The following is an 18814-nucleotide window of genomic DNA, read 5'->3' as shown; positions in this document are numbered from 1 at the left end:
CCGCATTTGTCTTTAGGAGAAAGGCAAATGCGGGCTTTTATCAAGGTACTTGGAAATTTACAATTGATGAAAATCTTTTAAATGTGAAAAAAAGCTTAACCTTTTGTGGATTTGTGTTGTTATAAAATCGTTAGTTAAACTCCCAGGCATATCCAGTAGCATCATCATCACCGCCCACCAGCGGATCATAATATTAATTTCTATTCCCAAACGAAAAAGAGCACTGCTGCTAATCGAACATGGCGATGAAATCCTTATATATCCTCCTTGCAGGCTTACTGTGCAGCGGGCAACTGCTGGCACAGGCCGGTGCCGGTATGAAAATAGGACCCGGTGATAAGGCGTATGATGATAGTTTGCGCCGCGCAGGCTATCCGTACCGATTTCCCATTTGGGGCGCAAAAGCAGTTCAGAAAGGCATTAACCTGCAATACCCGGTAGGCGCTATGCTGAACCTGCAAGGCGGTAGCCAGTTGGTGAATGTTACGGACCTTCAGGTTGGCTTTAATGATAACCCCATGGTGCCAATGGACTTTGTAAAATTTGGACAGGTAAAGGCGGACCTGCAAAGCGCCACCGCAAGAGTGGACCTCTGGGTGTTACCTTTCCTGGATGTATATGCCATCGGTGGGGCAGTAAGGGCAAAGACGCATGTGAACGTAGTAGAACCATTTAAATTTTCAGGGGAGGCAGATTTTAAAGGCACCACCTTTGGCCTTGGAACTACGATTGCCGGCGGGTATCACGGATGGATCACCATCACAGATATCAATCATACCTGGTCACGCCTTGATAATATAGAAGGGAGTATTAAAACGTGGATGATCACCCCGCGAATCGGTTATAATTTCCTGTTTAAGAATAAGCCGAATCGCTCTGTTGCTGCATGGGTAGGAGCTACTGCACTTCTTATCGACCGGGGTACGGATGGTACCATTAACCTTTCCGATTTGAATCCATCAGCAGATAAAGACCAGTTGGAAAAAATAATAGCTGAAACGGAACAATGGTATCAATCACTGTCCAGGCCACAACAGAAAGTGGTAAAAGAACTGGCACAGGCGATTCTGAACCGGATTAACGGACTACCAGATGATATTACTATTCGTTATCACCTTAAAAAAGAACCGACTTCCCAATGGAGTATGATTGCGGGGGCGCAATACCAGTTCAATCATCGCTGGCAGGTGCGTACGGAAGTTGGATTCCTGGGAGGGCGTAAATCACTATTGATTTCTGGAAATTACAGATGGCGCTGGTAAAATGGTTAGTCACGATACTCCTGTTGTGCAGCGGCTGGCAAGCTATGGCGCAACACCTGGAACCTGACGTTCTGGATGAGATTGAATTGTATAATGGTGATAAGATTACCGGTAAGCTAAAGCAGATACAAAGAGGAGAGCTCACTTTTGATGGCGATAAATTGGGTGATCTTGTCACCATCAAGCTGAGAGATATTAAATACATCGCCGCACGAAGGAAGGAATACCTGATAGAAACAGTGCAAACCTTACGATATGTGGGCATTCTGTTACATGGCATTTCGCCCGGATGGGTAAGGGTGGTTGGTAAGACTGATACCATTGCACTCGCTATCCAGGACCTGGACCAGATTGAAAATCTGGATCAGCGCTTCTGGACAAGGTTAGACGGGAATGCAAGTTTAGGCTATTCGTACTCCCGTTCCAGTAATATCGGGCGTATTAATGAAAGTCACAGTATGACCTACAGTACCCGCAAATGGTTATTTGTTACCACCGGCGATCTGATGTATACCATGGATGAGGGATACAGAGGTATAGAGAAGGCGGACCTGGCGTTGCAGGGTTATTTCGAGTTTTGGAAACGCTTGTTCGCTATCACCAATGCCCAGTATCAGCGTAGTACCGAATTAGGTTTGAATGCGCGTTACCAGATTGCAGAAGCCGTAGGTCCCATCGTGTTAAAGAACAGAAGGCATGATCTGAGGGTAGCATCTGGTATCTCTGGTCAAAAGGAATATAGCACGGATACAACCAACAGAGGAAAATCCATTACTGCCGAAATTCCGGTTTTCGTGAGTTACTATCTGTATAGGCTGGGAAAGCCGGAAATCAAGCTGCAATTTTCAAACGGAATGTATTTCAGTCTGACAGACAAAGGACGTTTTCGTTTAGACCAGAACGTTACACTGTATTGGAAAATTATTTCGCACCTGAGTGCCAATGTGCAGGTATATGTGGACTACGACACTAAGCCTCCGAATGTGGATGCGCAAAAGGTGGATTACGGCACGGTGTTCAGTATCGGTTATTCATTTTAATTACCACTATGATTCAGTATCCATTCAATAAAACATATAATATGAAAAGGCTACTCATTTTCGCATTCCCGCTGCTGGCAATGGCTGCCTGCGGTCCAACCCTGAAAGTGACGCATGATGTCAATAGTCAGGCTAATTTCACAAACTATAAAACATTCGCGGTGTACAACCCGGGTACACGTGGGAATGCCAGAGCATCTGTCAGTGAACTAAACCGTAACCGCGTTGATCAGGGTATTATCGCTGCCATGACTGCCAAAGGTTACACCCAGGCTGATACCAGCACGGCTGATCTGCTGGTAAATCCTATTACCGTGGCTAAGCAAGGCCAAAGCGTAACTGCTAATACGGATTACTACGGATATGGTGGCTTCTACCGTCCTTATGGTTACTGGGGTGGCGGTATGGGTATGGCCAGTAGCAATACCACCTACAACGTAGATAAATACATTGATGGTTCGCTGATCATCGACGTGGTAGACAGAAGTGATCGTAAACTGCTATGGCAGGGAGTAGGTAATAGCCAGATTGATGGCCCTATCAAAGATCCTGATACCAAAATTCCGGAAGCAGTAAGCAAGATTATGGAAAGCTTCCCTAAGAAAATGTAAGTTGGTGAATAGGTTAAATAGTAAAGGTGATCTTCCGAAAGGAAGGTCACCTTTTTTAATGGCTTTGTTTTTTGCACGCATAATAGGACGACCTTCGGTCGTCCTATTATGCGTGGAGATCCCTCGCCGCTGGCGACGGATCTCCACCAGATCTTACCTGGCATCAAACCACAAGTCTTAGTTATTTTGCTTCTTATACTGCTTTGCGGGAAACAAAAAGGCCATGTCTTAAAAAAGACACGGCCGTTCCTAAGCATAAACAAATTAGCAATCATCAAATCTTTACCTGCTGAGGAAGAACCCCACATTAAAGCCGAAGCTTTTCAGGCTGTTCTGATCGAACAAATCATTTTTATTGGTAGCATACTGGTAGTGTGCTCCTGCGAGGATACCCCAGTTGCCGTTGTTTGGTCTGATTAATACGCCTACTTCAGGCCGTACTACAAATCCCCATCCGTAAGTGTTATCCTCGAAGATGTTGTAGTAGATCGTTTGTTCCGCATACATGGCTCCCAGTCCTACGCCAACGTAAGGCATTACCGGTTTCCAGCTGTTGAAGTAGTAGTGTGCGGTAGCTGTTACCGGTACAGTATAGATAACTCTGTCCATATCGGTAGTGATAGCGGAATTGCCGTCTTTATAATATACCGTTTGGGTAGGGGTGTACTGCTCGTAAGAGTTCCAGCTTAAACCCAAACCAAAAGATACCGGTGCACTTTTTAAGAAATGTCTGTACTCGAATCTGCCGCCGGCGAGACTGGTTTTATCGAGAAACTCGTTATTGGTGGGTATACTGATCTCCCATGACAGACCAAACAGATTGGTCATTTTATTATTGCTCTGCGCAATTGCACTTAAGCCAGAGGTCAACAGTATAGCACCCAGGAGAATATATTTTTTCATAAGAATCATTTTGGTGTGAACTATTGGGCTTTAACATAAGGTGACTGTACAAATGCCTGGTTGATACCATCAACCGCACGCTGTATGTTGGTGGCATCAGAACCCAGCGCACCATTAAGATTTACCGTCCATAGTACATTGAATTTCTGCTCAGCAGATGCATTTTTTACATCTATCATTTCCACAATTACACTGCCTGTAGTAATGGAGTAAGCAGTTGCCCACGGATAATAATATGGATAGTACCAGCCCCAGTACCAAGGGTCCCAATAACCAGGATAGCCCCACCACCAGCCAGGGTATACCACGCCTACGTATACATCTTTAACGGCAACAGTATTAATCCCCAGATCCGGTTTTGCTGACTTGGGCACAAAGGTGTACCCCCTCGCATTCAGGTTGTCTTTAATCGTATTTACAATCTGTTTTGCTCCATCTCCTACAAGAATTGAGTCATTCTTATTGGTAGACAGGTAAGCAATCGTATCAGAAATGTAATAAGTTTTGTAGGACGTAAACTGAGCGGCGGGGTCTTTGTCAGTTTGTACCACAAAATTGGAGGAAAGCTTGGAAAGGTCCGGCTCCTTACGGCAGGAAGCAAACAGACCCAGTCCCAGTAAAAGGAGTACTGTTAGTCTTTTCATAGCGACAATTTTATTTTTCCAATATATTATACAATACGTAACGTAAACAGGAGGACCTGTAATGGAGATGATGACAATGCTGCTATGCTTAGGACAGGTTTTGCTAATTCTTCTTCTTTTCGAAGTGGTTATATGAAGGATATAACGGCCTCAAATTGAAAAAGTTCAAACAAATAAAAAAATTATTACGATTGAAGATAATTTTTTATCCCAACCAAAACTATTTGTGTGTCAGGACTGTTTATTGTTTACCTATAGCATAAATTTCTGCAACTCATCAGTCGATTCCCGGATTCATACGAAAAAGAATATCCGTTACATGAATACGTCATGCTTTCTTATCCGTATCCTGGCTGCTGTGCAGTTAACCATATTGCTATCCGGCGTATGCATTCCAACTTTTGGTCAGGATAGTTCCAGAACCAAGGAAAAATGGAAATTTTCGCTCAGGGACTCGCTGGATAATGCGATTGATTTTAGCGATTGGATCATAAATGCCCATGGTGTAATCCCGGTTCCTAACATCATTACCGAGCCTGCGCTTGGCTTTGGTGGCATGCTCGCGCCTATTGCTTTACATAAGCATGAGCAACCTGTTTATGCGCCCGGGCAAAAGCAGCTGGCACCAATCCGTCCGGATATTACAGGGGCCGCCGGCTTCTACACAGATAGTAAAAGCTGGGGTGCAGCGGCTTTCCGCACGGGTACTGTGGTGAAATGGGGATTGCGCTACGCCATTTTTGCAGGATATGCCGACTTAAATCTAAATTTTTATAAAACTTTACCGCTGCTGGGAGAGGTTAAGTATGGTACTAATATTAAAAGCATTCCGGCATTCCTGCGGTTAAGAAAGCAATTAGGATACAGTAACTGGCTGGGGGGGGTGCAATACACTTTTGTATCCACAAAGGCCCGGTTAACCGATCCGGTATTGCCCGATTCCTTGTTTAAACCGAAGGAGTTTAAGAATTTAACCAGCATGCCAGGGCTCCTGATCGAGTTTGACAACCGGGACAATATGTTTACGCCGAACAAAGGCATCAAAATGCATATAGACGGGAATTTTTCTTATAATGTTTTTGGCAGTGACATGGAATACACGCACCTCAGTGGCTTTGTCTTTGATTATATTCCTATTGGTAAAAGAAATAAATGGGTATCTGGCCTGCGCGCCGACTACCAGCAGGTAATCGGGGACATCCCATTTTACTTTAAACCGTCTATAGACCTCAGAGGTATACCTCGCGGAAGATACCAGGGCAATACAATTGCCGTGGTTGAAACCGAACAACGATGGAATGTATTCAGCAGGTGGAGTGCCGTATTTTTCACCGGGGTAGGCAAGGCATTTGACGATTATGCCGACTTTGGTTCTGCAGCCTGGAATTATAATTACGGTACCGGGTTCAGGTATTTATTAGCAAGAAAATTTGGTTTGTATATGGGCGCTGATGTAGCCAGAGGCCCTGAACAATGGGGTTTTTACGTTCAATTTGGTTCCTCATGGGTAAGATAAAGACAACTGTTCTGTTAACGATTGTATCATTTTTCATGACAGTGCCCGCAGTTTCAGGCCAGGCACTGATTGCGCTGCTCTTCGGAAAAAAAATAACTTCCACCAGGTTACACGTAGGCATCATAGTAGGAGCCTCCGGTAGTTACCTGGAGAATGCCAGCGGCCAGCAGCCGCGCTATGGCTTCGCCATCGGCGCCTATACCACCTACGACCTGAAAGGTAAATGGCAGCTGGCCATGGATATTATTATGAAATCACCCAAAGGAGCTAACGCGATTTACTACGACAATTCCTTCAAGGCGCCGGATGCACCGGAACTGGTGGGAGAAGAGTTTACACGGAAAATTGTGTACATGTCATTTTCGCCAATGATACGTTATCGCTTTACTCCCTCATTCGGGATCGCTGTTGGGCCTTATGGTGCTATCCGCACCGTGGCAAAAGATATCTATGAAAAGGGAACGGATAACGGTAAACTTAGTTATACCTACAATGCCAAAGATGATATTCACCGGATCGACGGGGGAGCCACCTTCGATGTGCAATATACGCTCATGAAAGGCAAAGGCATCCGGCTTAACGCGCAGTATAACCTGGGGTTGGCCAATATTTACAAGGGCGATATGCAGGGTAAGAACCGCCAGTTCCTGGTGGCAGTAGGGATTCCCATCGGGGCACACTAAAAAAAACGTTTAAATAATACCATTCATTCATCTTAAATCCTACTAGTATGAAAACGTTGAAAAAAGGTTTCACTCTTGTTATGTTACTGGTGGCAGTTGCGCTCGGTGCCACCGCACAGGATCAGGAAACCCTGTTGAAAGCAGAGCGTATTAAATCCGATCAGCTGCCACCTGAAGTAGTAGCAGCTTACAAAAAGAAATTTCCCAGTGCAAATTTGAAAGACATTGTGAAAATTCCTACCAAAACCTATAAGAAAGACTGGGAGATAGACGAACTCCAAAAACCTACTGGCGACGAGCAGTATTATACGCTGTATCTTTCCGGTACCGGGATGAACCTGGAGGCACTGTACGATAAAAAAGGTAACCTTATCCGGGCCAATGAAGTAGCTACAAACGTAGCGCTGCCCCGCACCATCACTACCTATATTGTCACAAACTATAAAGGGTATAATATTACCAAAGACAAAGTAAAAAGATTTATAGAGCCTACTAAAATCAATGCAGACTGGGAGGTGACTATTGCAAAAGCAAAAGATACCAAACGTTTGTTCTTTGATAAAAATGGTTCGTTTATTAAATCTAAGTAACTATTCATTCATTTGTTGAAGTGCCTGCGGCACTTCAACAAATGAAAATGCCCGCGCCGAAGGCGTGGGCATTTTCAAAACCATCGTATCTTATGAAAACGCTGTTGCTTTACGCAGGATTAACTGCCCTATTGCTCGTTAGCGGAAACATATCCGCACAGGAACCCAATCCCGCCATGACCGTTAGCCAGAACCCTCCAGAATACCAGCACCAGGCCCCCTGGTTTGTACAACGCTTCAAAGTTACTGCAGGGCTGTTTTTTGTAGTGAACAACACCGATGTAACACTGGAAAATGCCGCCGGCACCACCGGCACCAACATCAACTTTGAGGATGACCTGGGATTCAATAAAAATACAGCCACTTTTATTGGAGATTTCCAATGGCGTATCTCCAGGAGGTCACGGCTGGATTTCAAATTTGCGAGCATACGCCGTACATCTGACTATACCCTGAAAAAAGATATTCAATTCGGCGACCAGATTTACAACATTAACTCCTCCGTTCATGCCTGGTTTAATACCGACATCTACCGCATTTCCTACGGCTTTGCTTTTCTGCAAAGTTCAAAATATGAAGTAGGTGTATTGGTAGGTGCTCACATGGTTGGCCTCGGCATTGGTATGGAACTGGCTGGCAATAACATCAACAGCAGGACAGAACGGTTCTCTATCACAGCACCACTACCGGATGTGGGTCTGTGGGGCGGATATGCCATCACTGATCGTATAGCCGTTAACGGTGAGTTCAGCTGGCTGAAGCTTACCATCGATGATATTGAAGGTCGTATCCTTAGCGGGAACCTGATGGTGAGTTACCGCATTATTCCGCGCCTGGAAGCAGCCATCGGTTATACCGGATTTAACTTTAATGTGGATGCTACCCGCGAACACCTGCAGGGCAAACTCAAATGGGGATACAACGGTCCGTCGCTGACCGTTTCCTATGCTTTTGGAAAGAAGAGATGGCTGTAAAACTATACCGCCACCGCACTGAAATAAACCCATAAGATAAACAGTACCTGCAACGGAATCCTGAACCAGAGGTAACTGATGCCATTACCCTGGTGGGTACCTTTCTGGTAATCCACCTGCTTCAGCGCTGCATATATATTAGCCGGCAACACTGCCAGGAAGAATACAATCAGGCAGATGCCTGTCAGGTGCATCCATCCGGAAATCAGCAGGCCGATGCCGCCCAAAATTTCCAATATCCCCGTCAGATAAACGAGCCCTTTCTTAAACGGTATGCCGGGCGGCATCATCATCTCCATACCCCTGGTAAAAGCAAAATGAGCGCTGGCCGTAAAAAACAACATGACGGCCATGGCTATACGACCGGCAAAAGCCCATTCATACCCGCCGTGGAAGAAATGTAATGCCACCAGGGCTAACAAAAAAGTAACGATCAGAACAATAAGTGGTTTCATAGTAAATTGATAAAACAAGTATTAAAGATATATTTTTTTTCATATGCCGGCACTCCCGTTAAAATGCAGTGACTTGTCGTAATTTATAGCAATCGTATTTCCGCTGTTCCACTAAACCCCAAGCATATGCCACTACCACGACTACAGCGCACCATCAACGGCCTGCGACAACTGGCAGCTCACTCCCGTGCAGGTAATTTCCTGGAAGTACTCCCTGATACTGTCCTCATCCGGCCACTGGGTGATGAGCGATTATTTGTAAAAGCAGTATGGATGGTACTCTATTTTGTGCCGCTGGCATATGGAGCCTATGTACTTTACTATGGGCTCGACTCCTGGCTGGCACCACCACTGGTACTGCTGTTTTGTATACTCACCGGTCGCGATTTCTACCTGGTAACCGTAGGACAACAATATGTGGATATAGACCTGAAAGCAAAGGTTTTCAGGCTGCAACGGCTACATCCGTTTTATAATACCCCCCATGCATGCGAAATCCCTTTTGCCGCAGTGCAGCAGGTAACGCTTACGCATGTATCCGTACACCGGCTGGTGAAATTATACCGCATCAGTTTTTTGGATCACGACGATCAGGTAATTAGTTACTTTGATTTACGTCCTGATATATTTAGTTTCTACCTGGCAGGTAAACTTCGTTTACTCCTGACCGTAGTGGTCAAGTCCTGCTAATGTTTTTTACTCAGGGAAGCAAAGGCCGCAGGTGCTTACTTCCCTGAGCATGCTGTAGCCTGTGGTGACGGAATCCACTGTTAATGCAGGCGGGCAGAGCAATTTTTTCAAAAATAAATCTCTCAAAAAATTATGAACCCTGCATATTAATTTCTACTTTCAGTTGGTAGGTGTTCCATGTGAATGTTAACGATATTTTAAACCAGTGAGCAACGGTTTCCAACAAGACTATTTTTATTCCACGCTGCTTATCAATCAAATCAAGCCATATGAAAGCTGTATGTAGTGTTGCCTTATCATTCGTATTATCCTGTTTTTTTTCACTGCACCTGTATGCCCAAACAACACAGGCTTCAGTGGCCGGTACCGTATCAGATGATGCCAAACAGCTGATACCGGGAGCCTCGGTACTGATTCGTAATGAATCTACCGGCTTCACCAGCAGAACGGTCACCAACGCCAAAGGTGAATTCAATTTTAAGGAATTACCGTTGGGCGGCCCGTATTCCATCAGTATTACCTCTGTGGGATATGGTGCCCAGAAGCTAACCGGCTATACCCTCAACCAGGGGGATCTGGTGCGTATCAAAGCGGTATTGCAATCGTCGTCCGTTAACATCAATGAAGTGAAAGTAACAGCCTCCGGATTGAAAAACAAGACGGAGAACTTTGGCGCAGCCACTACTGTTACCGGGCGCGACATCGCCCGGCTACCGGTAAATGGCCGTAATTTTTCTTCGCTGATCGATTTATCGCCGCTGAGCAGCGGCTCCAACCTGGCCGGGCAGCTGGGATCTTCCACCAACATCACTATCGATGGTACTTCGGCAAAAAATCCTACTTCCAGCAGCGGTACCAATGCCAGGATTGGCGGCCCGTACGCTCTGTCCATGGAAACTATCCGCGAGTTTAAAGTGGTGACCAACCAATATGATGTTACCTACGGTCGAAGCGGCGGTGGTACCATCAGTGCGGTAACCAAAGCAGGTACCAACGAACTGCACGGCAGCGCTTTCATGTATATGAGAAACGACTGGTTGTCCAGCAACTACGATGCACGCGGCGCCAGGCGTACCAACGATTTTTCTACCTACCAGTACGGCGCCACCCTTTCCGGCCCGCTGATCAAAGATAAACTGCACTTCTTTATAGGCTGGGATCACCAGGCAGATGCAAGGCCGCTGCTGATCGCTGATATTAAGTCGCCCGCTGATGAAGCGCGACTCGGCATCAACCAGGCTACCCTGGACCAGTACCTCGGTATCGCACGTACGAAATATGGCGTGGCCAGCTCCCAGCAAACAGGCTCTTTCAATAAAAAGCGCGGTACCGATGCCGGCTTTGCGCGCCTCGACTGGCAGATTAATGAAAAGAACCTGCTGACCATCCGCGATAATTACGTTAACGACCGCGCTCCGCTGGGCCGGGATGATAATACTTCCATCAATTTGTATGAAGTATATGCAGATGCACAGGCGATTAATAACAGCCTCCTCGCTACCTTGCGCACCGTAGTGAATCCGAAGTTCACCAACGAATTGAAATTTCAGCACCTGTACACCTATGAAAAAAGCTCGCCCGGTAGCGAACTGCCTGCCGCTAACATCCCACGTGCCATAGTGGAAAGAGTGGAAACGCCCCGCGCCGGCGCCTCATCTCTCTTTACAAATATCCAGCTTGGTGGACAACGCTTTTCTCCTGAGCATTTTTATAACAACGTATTTCAGCTGGTGGATAACGTGTACTACAGCACCAATAAAGCGAATTTTACTTTTGGTACTGATATCATGTACAGCCACATGAACTCATTATACGGTTCTGAAATGAATGGCCGTTTCTACTTCACCGGTATGGATAATTTCAACAACATGACGCCATACCGCTATGCCCGAGAAGTAGCGCTGTCCGATGACCCAAGTGTAAAGCAAAGTATTGTGGCAGCTGCATTGTACGCACAGATGCAAACCAAGCTGGCGCCGGGTTTTGAAATGACCGCCGGTATCCGTGCCGACTATACGACGTATCTCAACAAACCCAACTACAACCCCACTGTTGATAAAGAACTGGGCCTGCAAACCAATCGTGGTTTAAATACTTTCCAAGTACAGCCGCGCCTGCAGTTTAACTGGGATATCAATGAAAAGCATACGGACTATCTCCGCTTCGGCGCAGCTATTTTCGGCTCCGACATCAACAACTACGCTATGATCAATAACATGTTGTTTGATGGCACCAAGGTTTGGACCGTAGACATCACCGGTGCCGGGGTACCATCTCCCAACTTCATTGGTTACAGAAAAGATCCCTCCACCGCACCGGGTAAAGAACTGTTTGATCAGCTGGGCCTGGCCAAACAAGGTACCATCAACATGAATGGTAAGGAAGCGAGAATTCCGGTGGTGTATAAAGCTAACATCTCCTATAATCACTTCTTTACGGAAAACTTCAAGGCGGGGTTGACTTTCTTCACCACCATTGCACGGCATAACTATATGTATGTGGACCGTAACATGGTGGATCAGCCATTCTTTACGCTGGCGCAGGAAGGCAACAGGGGCGTGTATGTGCCGGCTGCTTCTATCATCACCAGCAATGGTGCTACCGACTGGCAGAAAGGCCGTAAGAGCACTGCTGTGGGCCGCGTGCTGGAGTTAAACAGCGATGGGAAGGTAAACCAGTTTGCATTTGTGGTTGACGCTACTTACCGTTACTGGAAAGATGGAGAGGTTTCTTTCAGCTATACCTGGAACGATGCGAAAGATAACACTTCCTACAATGGTGACGTGGCCAATACGGCTACTTTATCCGTGATGGTGAAGGATGATCCGCGTGATCTCAGCAATATGACATACAGCGATAATCAGTTCCGTAATAAGGTAGTGTTCTATGGCACTTCGCCTACATTTGCGGGTTTCAACGTAGGGCTGCGTTTTTCCGGTATAGGCGGTACACGTTATTCCCTGGCGGTGTCGGGGAATGTAAATGGTGATTTCGTAAATTCCAACGACCTGGCTTATGTATTTGATGTGAATAATACATCCGTGCCAGAGGCCTACCGTAAAGGCGTTCAGGCTATCCTTGATAATCCTGCCATCAGTTCCGGATATAAGGATTACGTACGCTCCAGCATGGGTAAAATTGCAGAGAGAAACGGTGGGGTCAATCCTTTCTATGGGGTATGGGATGTGCGTATCTCCAAGAAATTCAATTTCACTAAAAAGCAGCGGATGGAGCTATCCTGCGATATCTTCAACCTGGCTAATATCTTTAACAAGTCCTGGGGTACCAGCAAAAATCTGGGTAAGCAAAATATCTATTCCCTCGGAGGATTTGACTACGCTAACCTGGCGTATAAATACAACGTGAATACAAACAGTGGTACGGTATCGCCGGGTGGTAACCCATGGCAGATACAGGTGGGTGCCAGGTATGAGTTTTAATTTTGTTAAGCGTGAGGGGCAGGGCCAGTCGGCCCTGTCCCTCACGTATTTTACGGATCACCGCAGGTGATTTAACCCTGCATACTTACCCACTGCTGCATATCCTGTTTACCCAGCGCCGCGGCCATCATATCGGGAAACTGGTCCGGGGTACAGGCAAACACCGGCACGCCCAGGTCGGCCAGGAACTGTGCATTTTCGTGGTCATAGGAGGGAGCCCCATCATCATTGAGCGCCAGCAGAACAATCAGCTGTACGCCGGCACTAACCAGCTCGGCTGCACGCTTACGCATGTTGGCCGGGTTACCGCCTTCGTACAGGTCGGTGATGAGTATCATGACGGTATCGGCAGGGCGGGTGATCTGTTGCTGGCAATAAGTGAGGGCAAGCTGAATATCTGTGCCGCCACCAAGTTGCACGCCAAAAAGCAGGTCTACCGGATCAGTGAGTTGTTCCGTAAGGTCAGCCACGGCGGTATCAAATACCACCATCTTTGTTTGCAGTGCAGGGATGGAAGCCATTACAGCCCCAAAGATGCCGCTGTACACGACGGAAGTGCCCATGGAGCCGCTCTGATCCAGGCAAAGGATGACATCTTTGAGGGCGCTGCGTTTGCGGCCATACCCGATTTTAGTTTCGGGGATGATGGTTTGATAGGCGGGCTGATAGTGCCGCAGGTTTTTGCGGATGGTCAGTGACCAGTTTATTTCGTTGTGGCGTGGGCGTGTGTTGCGGATGCTGCGACTCAGGGCCCCGCTGATAGCCTGCTGCATGGGTTGCTGGAGTTTGCGCAGCAGTTCGTCCACTACCTTTTGTACTACCATTCTGGCGGTGGACTTTGTTTTTTCCGGTATCACCTTGCTGAGGGAAAGCAGGGTAGCCACCAGGTGTACATCCGCATCGGCATTTTCCAGTATTTCCTTTTCGAGCAGCAGCTGGGTGAGGTTCAAACGTTTCAGTGCATCCTGTTGCATTACTTTCACTACCGACGAAGGGAAGAAGCTGCGTATATCCCCCAGCCAGCGGCTCACATTAGGTGAGGACGGCCCCAGGCCGCCCTGGCGTTGGTTGTCGTACAGGGCTTCCAGCGTTTGATCGATGCGCATATCACCGGCGCTCAGCTGGCAGCCGGTGCCGTCATTTTTATCGCTGCCCAGTATCATTCTCCACTTTCTTAATTCGTTGTCGTTATGCATTTTCAGGTTTTTTTTGGGTGAGATGATACCCCAGCATTTGCATTACCACCGGGATACCTTTTACAGCCCGCTCGGTGTGGAGGTATGTATCGTGATTGGTGACGGTGGTGCTGGTACTTCCCTGTTTTATCTTTTCTCCTATCTGCCTGCGTTCCGGGGTGGAGAAGGCGGAGAATGCGCGGCGCAGCAGGGGTAGTGCCTGCATAAAATGTTCTTCTTCCAGCTGCTGCATCCAGTTGCGGAGCAGGGCAAAAAGGCTGTCGTCCACGAGGAGCAGGGTGCCGCTGCCTTTGAGGAAACCTTCCAGCCACATGGCTGCGGCAGTAGGATCATTACTAACGGACATGGCTACACTAAATGTCTGTAATAATGTTTCGGCGGATAATTCCCGGCTGTCGTTCAACAGGCGGGTGGCGTAGCCTGCGAGGCAGCTGGCGGATTGTACATCGTTCATCACCTTATGTAATGCCTGCTGCCATTGGGTAATCAGCCTGGGATTGGACAGCGTTTGTACCGCGTCGTTCATGGCATAGTATTGATCGAGGAGTGCTGTGGCAGCGTCTTCCGACAGGTGGGTGCTGGCGGCGGGCAGGTTGATGCAGATGCGGGTGATGATGCTTTCCAGTATATCCAGCACCAGGCCGGCATCTGTTTTCCGTACGTTACCATAGCGGGTGATGCTCACCAGTGGTGGTAGTACATCGATGAGTTGCACTACATCGTGATTGGTGGCGGCCATGTTGTTAACGCTGTGGATGAGCGTGGCGGTGGCTTCCGGTAAATCGGCAGGGATGCAGTTTTCCAGGAGGCGGCAGCAATCTTTGAGTTGCCGGTTACGTGTAGCCATATGCGTTACATAGGCATTGGCGGCATCGGTGATGGTGTTACCCCAGCAGCTTTTGTCGATGACGTCTACTGCCAGCGCCGGCTCCCATTGCAGGCGCCATTGCTCTTTGAAGGTACCTTTTCCTTCGGCATGGCGTTGCTCTCCCCAGTTGATATCCAGCAGTTGCAGGCGATGCAGAAGTATGCTGCGTTGCAGGTCGTTGGTTTCGCGGAGGTCCAGCTGGTAGTCCTTATAATCCGCGGTGAGTGGCAGGCGCAGCCTTTTCTGGTGTTTTTCGATGTCGGCCTGCAGCGGTGCTTTAGGTACATCATCGGGTACGGCGCCTATGTTGTTACTCACGATGAGCTGTTGGCGGATCAGCTGCATGGGCAGCGTATCTCCGTTGCATAGCACCGAAACGGTGGCTTCATTGAGTTCCTCCAAAGCGGGCATAGGCAATGCTCTCATGGCTGCCAATGCATTGCTGAGCCGTACTGCTTCCATTACATGCGCTGTGGAGATATCCATTTGTTTCTCCCTGAAAAGTCGGGCTACATTGGTAAGCCAGCGGGTGCCGTTATCTTCCGGGTGTTCCCATTTATGCATGTACCAGCCGGGGGAGGTGATGCCGGCGCGGTAGCCACTTTGTGTACTCAGCCGCTCAAAGGTCCAGGGTGTCCAGCTGCAGGCCACCTTGGTTTTAGGAAGGCCTTTCATCAATTCATTATCTGCTTTTGCCGGTGGCATGTGCTTTAATGCCGGTGCATGCCAGGCGCCGCATACAACGGCTATCTCCGTATACATTTCTTTTTCGGCCTGGCGAATGAGTTTGCGCATCCATGCTTCGCGGAGCTGGTTCATGGAGTCGTTTCTGCTGCTGAGTTCTTCGCGCAGCAGTTCCATGGATTCCATCACCGCGTCGAAGATATCTTCGTTGTGGCGGCGGTATTCGAACATATGATCCCACCAGGCCTCCGCATCTTCGTAGCCATCGGCGGTGGCCAGCAGTGCGGTGGGGTCGAAGTGGTGCGCGTCAGTAGCAGGGGGCACTTCGGGTTCCGGTTGCTTTTCATTTTCCAGCGCAAACACGTGGGTGAGAGGCAGGTCCATAAATTTCACCGGTATATTACGGCTACGGGCATACGAAATTGCCTGCCATTCGGGCGAGTAGGTGGCAAAAGGGTAGAAGGCGCTATGGGCAGGTGTTTCCGGCTCATAGGCGAGGATGGCCACCGGTGGCTGAAGTTGGTCGTGGCCTACCCACTGCAAGAGGGGATCGGCTTCCGGCGGACCTTCTACCAATACAATATCCGGCTGTAGGGCTTCCAGGTATGCGCGTACATTTCTTGCGGAGCCCGGGCCATGGTGCCTGATACCGAGTATATGAACTGACATATTGCGATTACTTTAACAGGTTCAGGCGCCCAGGTCTCTGCAGGCACGGTAAATATCTTTCCACTCTTCCCTTGGTTTCACTACTGTTTCCAGGTATTCCTGCCACACCAGTTTATCCTGCACGGGATCTTTTATTACGGCGCCGATGATGCCTGCGGCGAGGTCGGCAGCGTTGAGGCGGCCATCCCCGAAATAGGCGGCCAGGGCCAGTCCGTTGTTGACAACCGAAATGGCTTCGGCGGTGCTGAGCGTGCCGGTGGGCGATTTTAGTTTTGTTTTACCATCGTTGGTGATGCCGCTGCGCAGCTCGCGGAAGATGGTTACGATGCGGCGTATTTCCTGCAGGGCAGGCTTTTCTGCCGGTAGTTCCATTACTTTTTCAAAGCTTTCTACCCTGCGGGTTACGATGTCTATTTCCTCGTCAATGGAGGTTGGCACCGGCAGTATAACGGTATTGAACCTACGCTTTAGTGCCGATGAAAGGTCGTTTACGCCTTTGTCGCGGTTGTTGGCGGTGGCAATCATGTTAAACCCACGGGTGGCCTGTACTTCGGTGTTGAGTTCCGGTATAGGGAGTGATTTCTCAGAGAGGATAGTAATCAGGGTATCCTGCACGTCGGCGCCTATACGGGTGAGTTCTTCTATTCGGGCGATTTTACCGTCGCGCATGGCCCGCATCACCGGTGTTTCTACGATAGCCCTTTCCGAAGGCCCTTCAGACAGCAGGCGGGCATAGTTCCAGCCGTAGCGGATACTCTCTTCACTGGTGCCGGCGGTGCCCTGAACGATGAGGGTGGAGTCGCCGCTGATGGCTGCTGCCAGGTGTTCGCTCACCCAGCTTTTGGCGGTACCCGGGAGGCCGTAGAGCAGCAGTGCGCGGTCGGTGGCGAGGGTGGCCACTGCGATTTCCATGAGGCGGCGGCTGCCGATGTATTTAGGCGTTATTTCCAGCCCATTTTTGAGCGTGCCGCCGGTGAGGTAAGTCACCACCGATTGGGGCGACATGCTCCAGTTAAAAGGACGTTTATCATGGTCCTGTGTACGGAGTGCTTCCAGTTCGGTGGCGTAGAGCACTTCCGCGTGCTGGCGAAGAATATCAGACATATAAATGATTTTTTATTGAGGAGATAAATGTTGTTGTATGGCAGCTTTGCAGGCGATGAGTTCAAAGAGTTTTTCCCGGAGGCTTTTCCAGGCCTGCTGGTTGTAGAGTATATCGCCGAAATAGTTTTTTTCGTCGGTTTGCAGGATATCTACTGGCAGCAGGTGTGCCAGTTCCAGGAAGTAGTTCCTGTTGTAGCTGTATGGATGCATAGCGATGAACTTAAAGATCTGCTGGGTGATGGCGAGTCCCCAGGTGGTGGTGCCGGTGCCCATACGGAGGATCACGGCGCTGCCTTCTTTTTCTGCGAACCGCATGGCATAGGCTTCCAGCACATCGGATGGTACCAGGTGAAATACCTCCGGGTAGAAAGTATTGGTTTGTTCCAGTATATATCCTATCCAGTCTGTTTCCCGGAAGTTAATGGCGGCTTTGAGCAGGGCGGCTTCCATACCGGCGGCGGCCAGCTGGGTTACGCAGGAGGTGGGTGCGAGTTCCAGGTGTGTACTTAAAAAAGAGCAGGGAACCTGCGCTACTAGTTGCTGCAACTGATAGGTTTCATCACTCATATGAAGGGCGGAAGGAGGAAGTTTATCAATGCCGGACTGGTAAATAATTGCCGGCAGGGGCAGTTGCAGTTCGGTAAGGAGAATGGCGCCGTCGATACTGTTGATGGCAGCAGCTACCAGCTGCTGGTATGATTGCACAATTTCACTTGCCGGTAGTTTGCGCAGGAGTTCCCATGCTTTTTCTTTTACTTTTCCACTTTTGTCGGCCGTTACTTGTTGCAGCCAGGGTATATCATTGGGGTTTAGTTCTGTTTGGAGGCATTCCAGCAGGGCGGCTCTGGTGGCGGCATTTTCCTGCTTCCATGTTTCCATGAGCATAGTGAGTGCGGCTTCCGGATCGGCGGCGCGTTTTTGCGTGAGCACTTCACAGCGCTGTGGCAGGGTGCCTGTTTCCCAGGTATCGGTGTTGATGTTGATTTCATGACCTGGCAGCAGCAGGTGCCAGTCGGGGTTCAGTTGCGCGAGCCACATTCCTCTGTTGCCGCAGCATTTCATCAGTGGTGTGCGCAGCTGTTTGCTGCCGGTGGCTTTGTCCATCAGGATGGGGAGCAGGGCAGGGGGCAGGATGTAACCAGCGTCTGCACAGAGTTCCAGCCAGTGTTTGGTGAGGGCATTGGAGCCGAGGTCCATTGCTTCCTGCAGGCTGGCCACCGCTTCGGGACTACAGTAGGTGCGTGTTTCACTTGCTGCGGTATGGATGGGCAGGTGGTCGCCGGGCAGGGTGGTAGTTCCTGCCTGCCGGTAGTTGAGCAGGATGGCGCCGGTTTTCAGCAGTACATCTTCGCGATCATTCGTTGCATCGTGGCGGATAACGGCGAGTGCGGTGCCTGGTTCATCATCGGCGGGGATGGCGGGCAATGCCTGCTTGCCGGTGCCGAGTAATGCGATATTGATTAATTGTTGCCAGTGTTCCATGGT

General features: G+C 48.8%; 16 protein-coding genes. 9 read left to right on the top strand and 7 right to left on the bottom strand.

What is annotated here, in order from left to right; translation table 11 throughout:
- Window positions 1–245: 245 nt before the first annotated feature.
- The 3 genes from KW844_RS06500 to KW844_RS06490 are packed head-to-tail and all read left to right on the top strand — an operon-like array spanning window position 246 to window position 2913.
- Window positions 246–1262 (top strand): hypothetical protein, encoded by a 1017-nt coding sequence (locus KW844_RS06500; RefSeq protein ID WP_218375902.1) that lies wholly within the window; start codon window positions 246–248, stop codon window positions 1260–1262.
- Window positions 1250–2302 carry a DUF481 domain-containing protein gene (locus KW844_RS06495; protein ID WP_218375901.1) on the top strand — a complete coding sequence of 351 codons (1053 nt, stop codon included), beginning with the start codon at window positions 1250–1252 and terminating at the stop codon, window positions 2300–2302. Before KW844_RS06500 ends, KW844_RS06495 begins: the two co-directional genes overlap by 13 nt.
- A gap of 41 nt (window positions 2303–2343) precedes the next feature.
- Entirely contained in the window at window positions 2344–2913 is a 570-nt protein-coding gene (locus tag KW844_RS06490; RefSeq protein ID WP_218375900.1) for a DUF4136 domain-containing protein, read from the top strand.
- A 282-nt stretch (window positions 2914–3195) separates the two neighbouring features.
- On the opposite strand, the gene KW844_RS06485 is transcribed toward KW844_RS06490, so the two are convergent.
- Together KW844_RS06485 and KW844_RS06480 are read right to left on the bottom strand one after the other, a co-directional pair.
- Window positions 3196–3816, bottom strand: coding sequence for an outer membrane beta-barrel protein (locus KW844_RS06485; protein ID WP_218375899.1), 621 nt, complete (start codon window positions 3814–3816; stop codon window positions 3196–3198).
- Between the two features lie 20 nt (window positions 3817–3836).
- Window positions 3837–4460 carry a DUF4136 domain-containing protein gene (locus KW844_RS06480; protein WP_218375898.1) on the bottom strand — a complete coding sequence of 208 codons (624 nt, stop codon included), beginning with the start codon at window positions 4458–4460 and terminating at the stop codon, window positions 3837–3839.
- A 319-nt stretch (window positions 4461–4779) separates the two neighbouring features.
- Here KW844_RS06480 and KW844_RS06475 point away from each other — a divergent pair, with 319 nt between their 5' ends.
- The 4 genes from KW844_RS06475 (at window position 4780) to KW844_RS06460 (ending at window position 8223) form a co-directional block, all read left to right on the top strand.
- Entirely contained in the window at window positions 4780–5976 is a 1197-nt protein-coding gene (locus KW844_RS06475) for a BamA/TamA family outer membrane protein (protein ID WP_218375897.1), read from the top strand.
- Window positions 5964–6659 carry an outer membrane beta-barrel protein gene (locus tag KW844_RS06470; RefSeq protein ID WP_218375896.1) on the top strand — a complete coding sequence of 232 codons (696 nt, stop codon included), beginning with the start codon at window positions 5964–5966 and terminating at the stop codon, window positions 6657–6659. The genes KW844_RS06475 and KW844_RS06470 overlap by 13 nt, the downstream gene beginning before the upstream one ends.
- Before the next feature lie 47 nt (window positions 6660–6706).
- Window positions 6707–7249, top strand: a complete 543-nt coding sequence (locus KW844_RS06465) for a PepSY-like domain-containing protein (RefSeq protein ID WP_218375895.1) — start codon at window positions 6707–6709, stop codon at window positions 7247–7249.
- A 92-nt stretch (window positions 7250–7341) separates the two neighbouring features.
- Window positions 7342–8223, top strand: coding sequence for a hypothetical protein (locus KW844_RS06460; protein WP_218375894.1), 882 nt, complete (start codon window positions 7342–7344; stop codon window positions 8221–8223).
- 2 nt (window positions 8224–8225) lie between these two features.
- Here the strand turns inward: KW844_RS06460 and KW844_RS06455 are convergent, their stop codons facing one another.
- A complete protein-coding gene (locus KW844_RS06455; protein WP_218375893.1) occupies window positions 8226–8678 on the bottom strand; it encodes a DoxX family membrane protein in 453 nt (150 codons plus the stop codon).
- 126 nt (window positions 8679–8804) lie between these two features.
- Between KW844_RS06455 and KW844_RS06450 the strand changes: the two genes are divergently transcribed.
- Window positions 8805–9368, top strand: coding sequence for a hypothetical protein (locus KW844_RS06450; protein ID WP_218375892.1), 564 nt, complete (start codon window positions 8805–8807; stop codon window positions 9366–9368).
- A gap of 269 nt (window positions 9369–9637) precedes the next feature.
- Window positions 9638–12808, top strand: coding sequence for a TonB-dependent receptor (locus tag KW844_RS06445; RefSeq protein ID WP_218375891.1), 3171 nt, complete (start codon window positions 9638–9640; stop codon window positions 12806–12808).
- Window positions 12809–12879: 71 nt separating this feature from the next.
- On the opposite strand, the gene KW844_RS06440 is transcribed toward KW844_RS06445, so the two are convergent.
- The 4 genes from KW844_RS06440 to KW844_RS06425 are packed head-to-tail and all read right to left on the bottom strand — an operon-like array spanning window position 12880 to window position 18811.
- The gene (locus KW844_RS06440) at window positions 12880–14004 is read right to left on the bottom strand and encodes a VWA domain-containing protein (protein WP_218375890.1); all 1125 of its coding nucleotides are present in this window, start codon (window positions 14002–14004) and stop codon (window positions 12880–12882) included.
- Window positions 13997–16225, bottom strand: a complete 2229-nt coding sequence (locus KW844_RS06435) for a DUF5682 family protein (RefSeq protein ID WP_218375889.1) — start codon at window positions 16223–16225, stop codon at window positions 13997–13999. Before KW844_RS06435 ends, KW844_RS06440 begins: the two co-directional genes overlap by 8 nt.
- A gap of 21 nt (window positions 16226–16246) precedes the next feature.
- Entirely contained in the window at window positions 16247–17329 is a 1083-nt protein-coding gene (locus KW844_RS06430; RefSeq protein ID WP_218375888.1) for an AAA family ATPase, read from the bottom strand.
- Window positions 17330–17341: 12 nt separating this feature from the next.
- Entirely contained in the window at window positions 17342–18811 is a 1470-nt protein-coding gene (locus KW844_RS06425) for a DUF5691 domain-containing protein (protein ID WP_218375887.1), read from the bottom strand.
- Window positions 18812–18814 lie beyond the last annotated feature (3 nt).

This window comes from Chitinophaga sp. sic0106 (genome assembly GCF_019219075.1).
GTDB lineage: Bacteria > Bacteroidota > Bacteroidia > Chitinophagales > Chitinophagaceae > Chitinophaga.
This window is presented reverse-complemented; position numbering and strand designations above follow the sequence as displayed.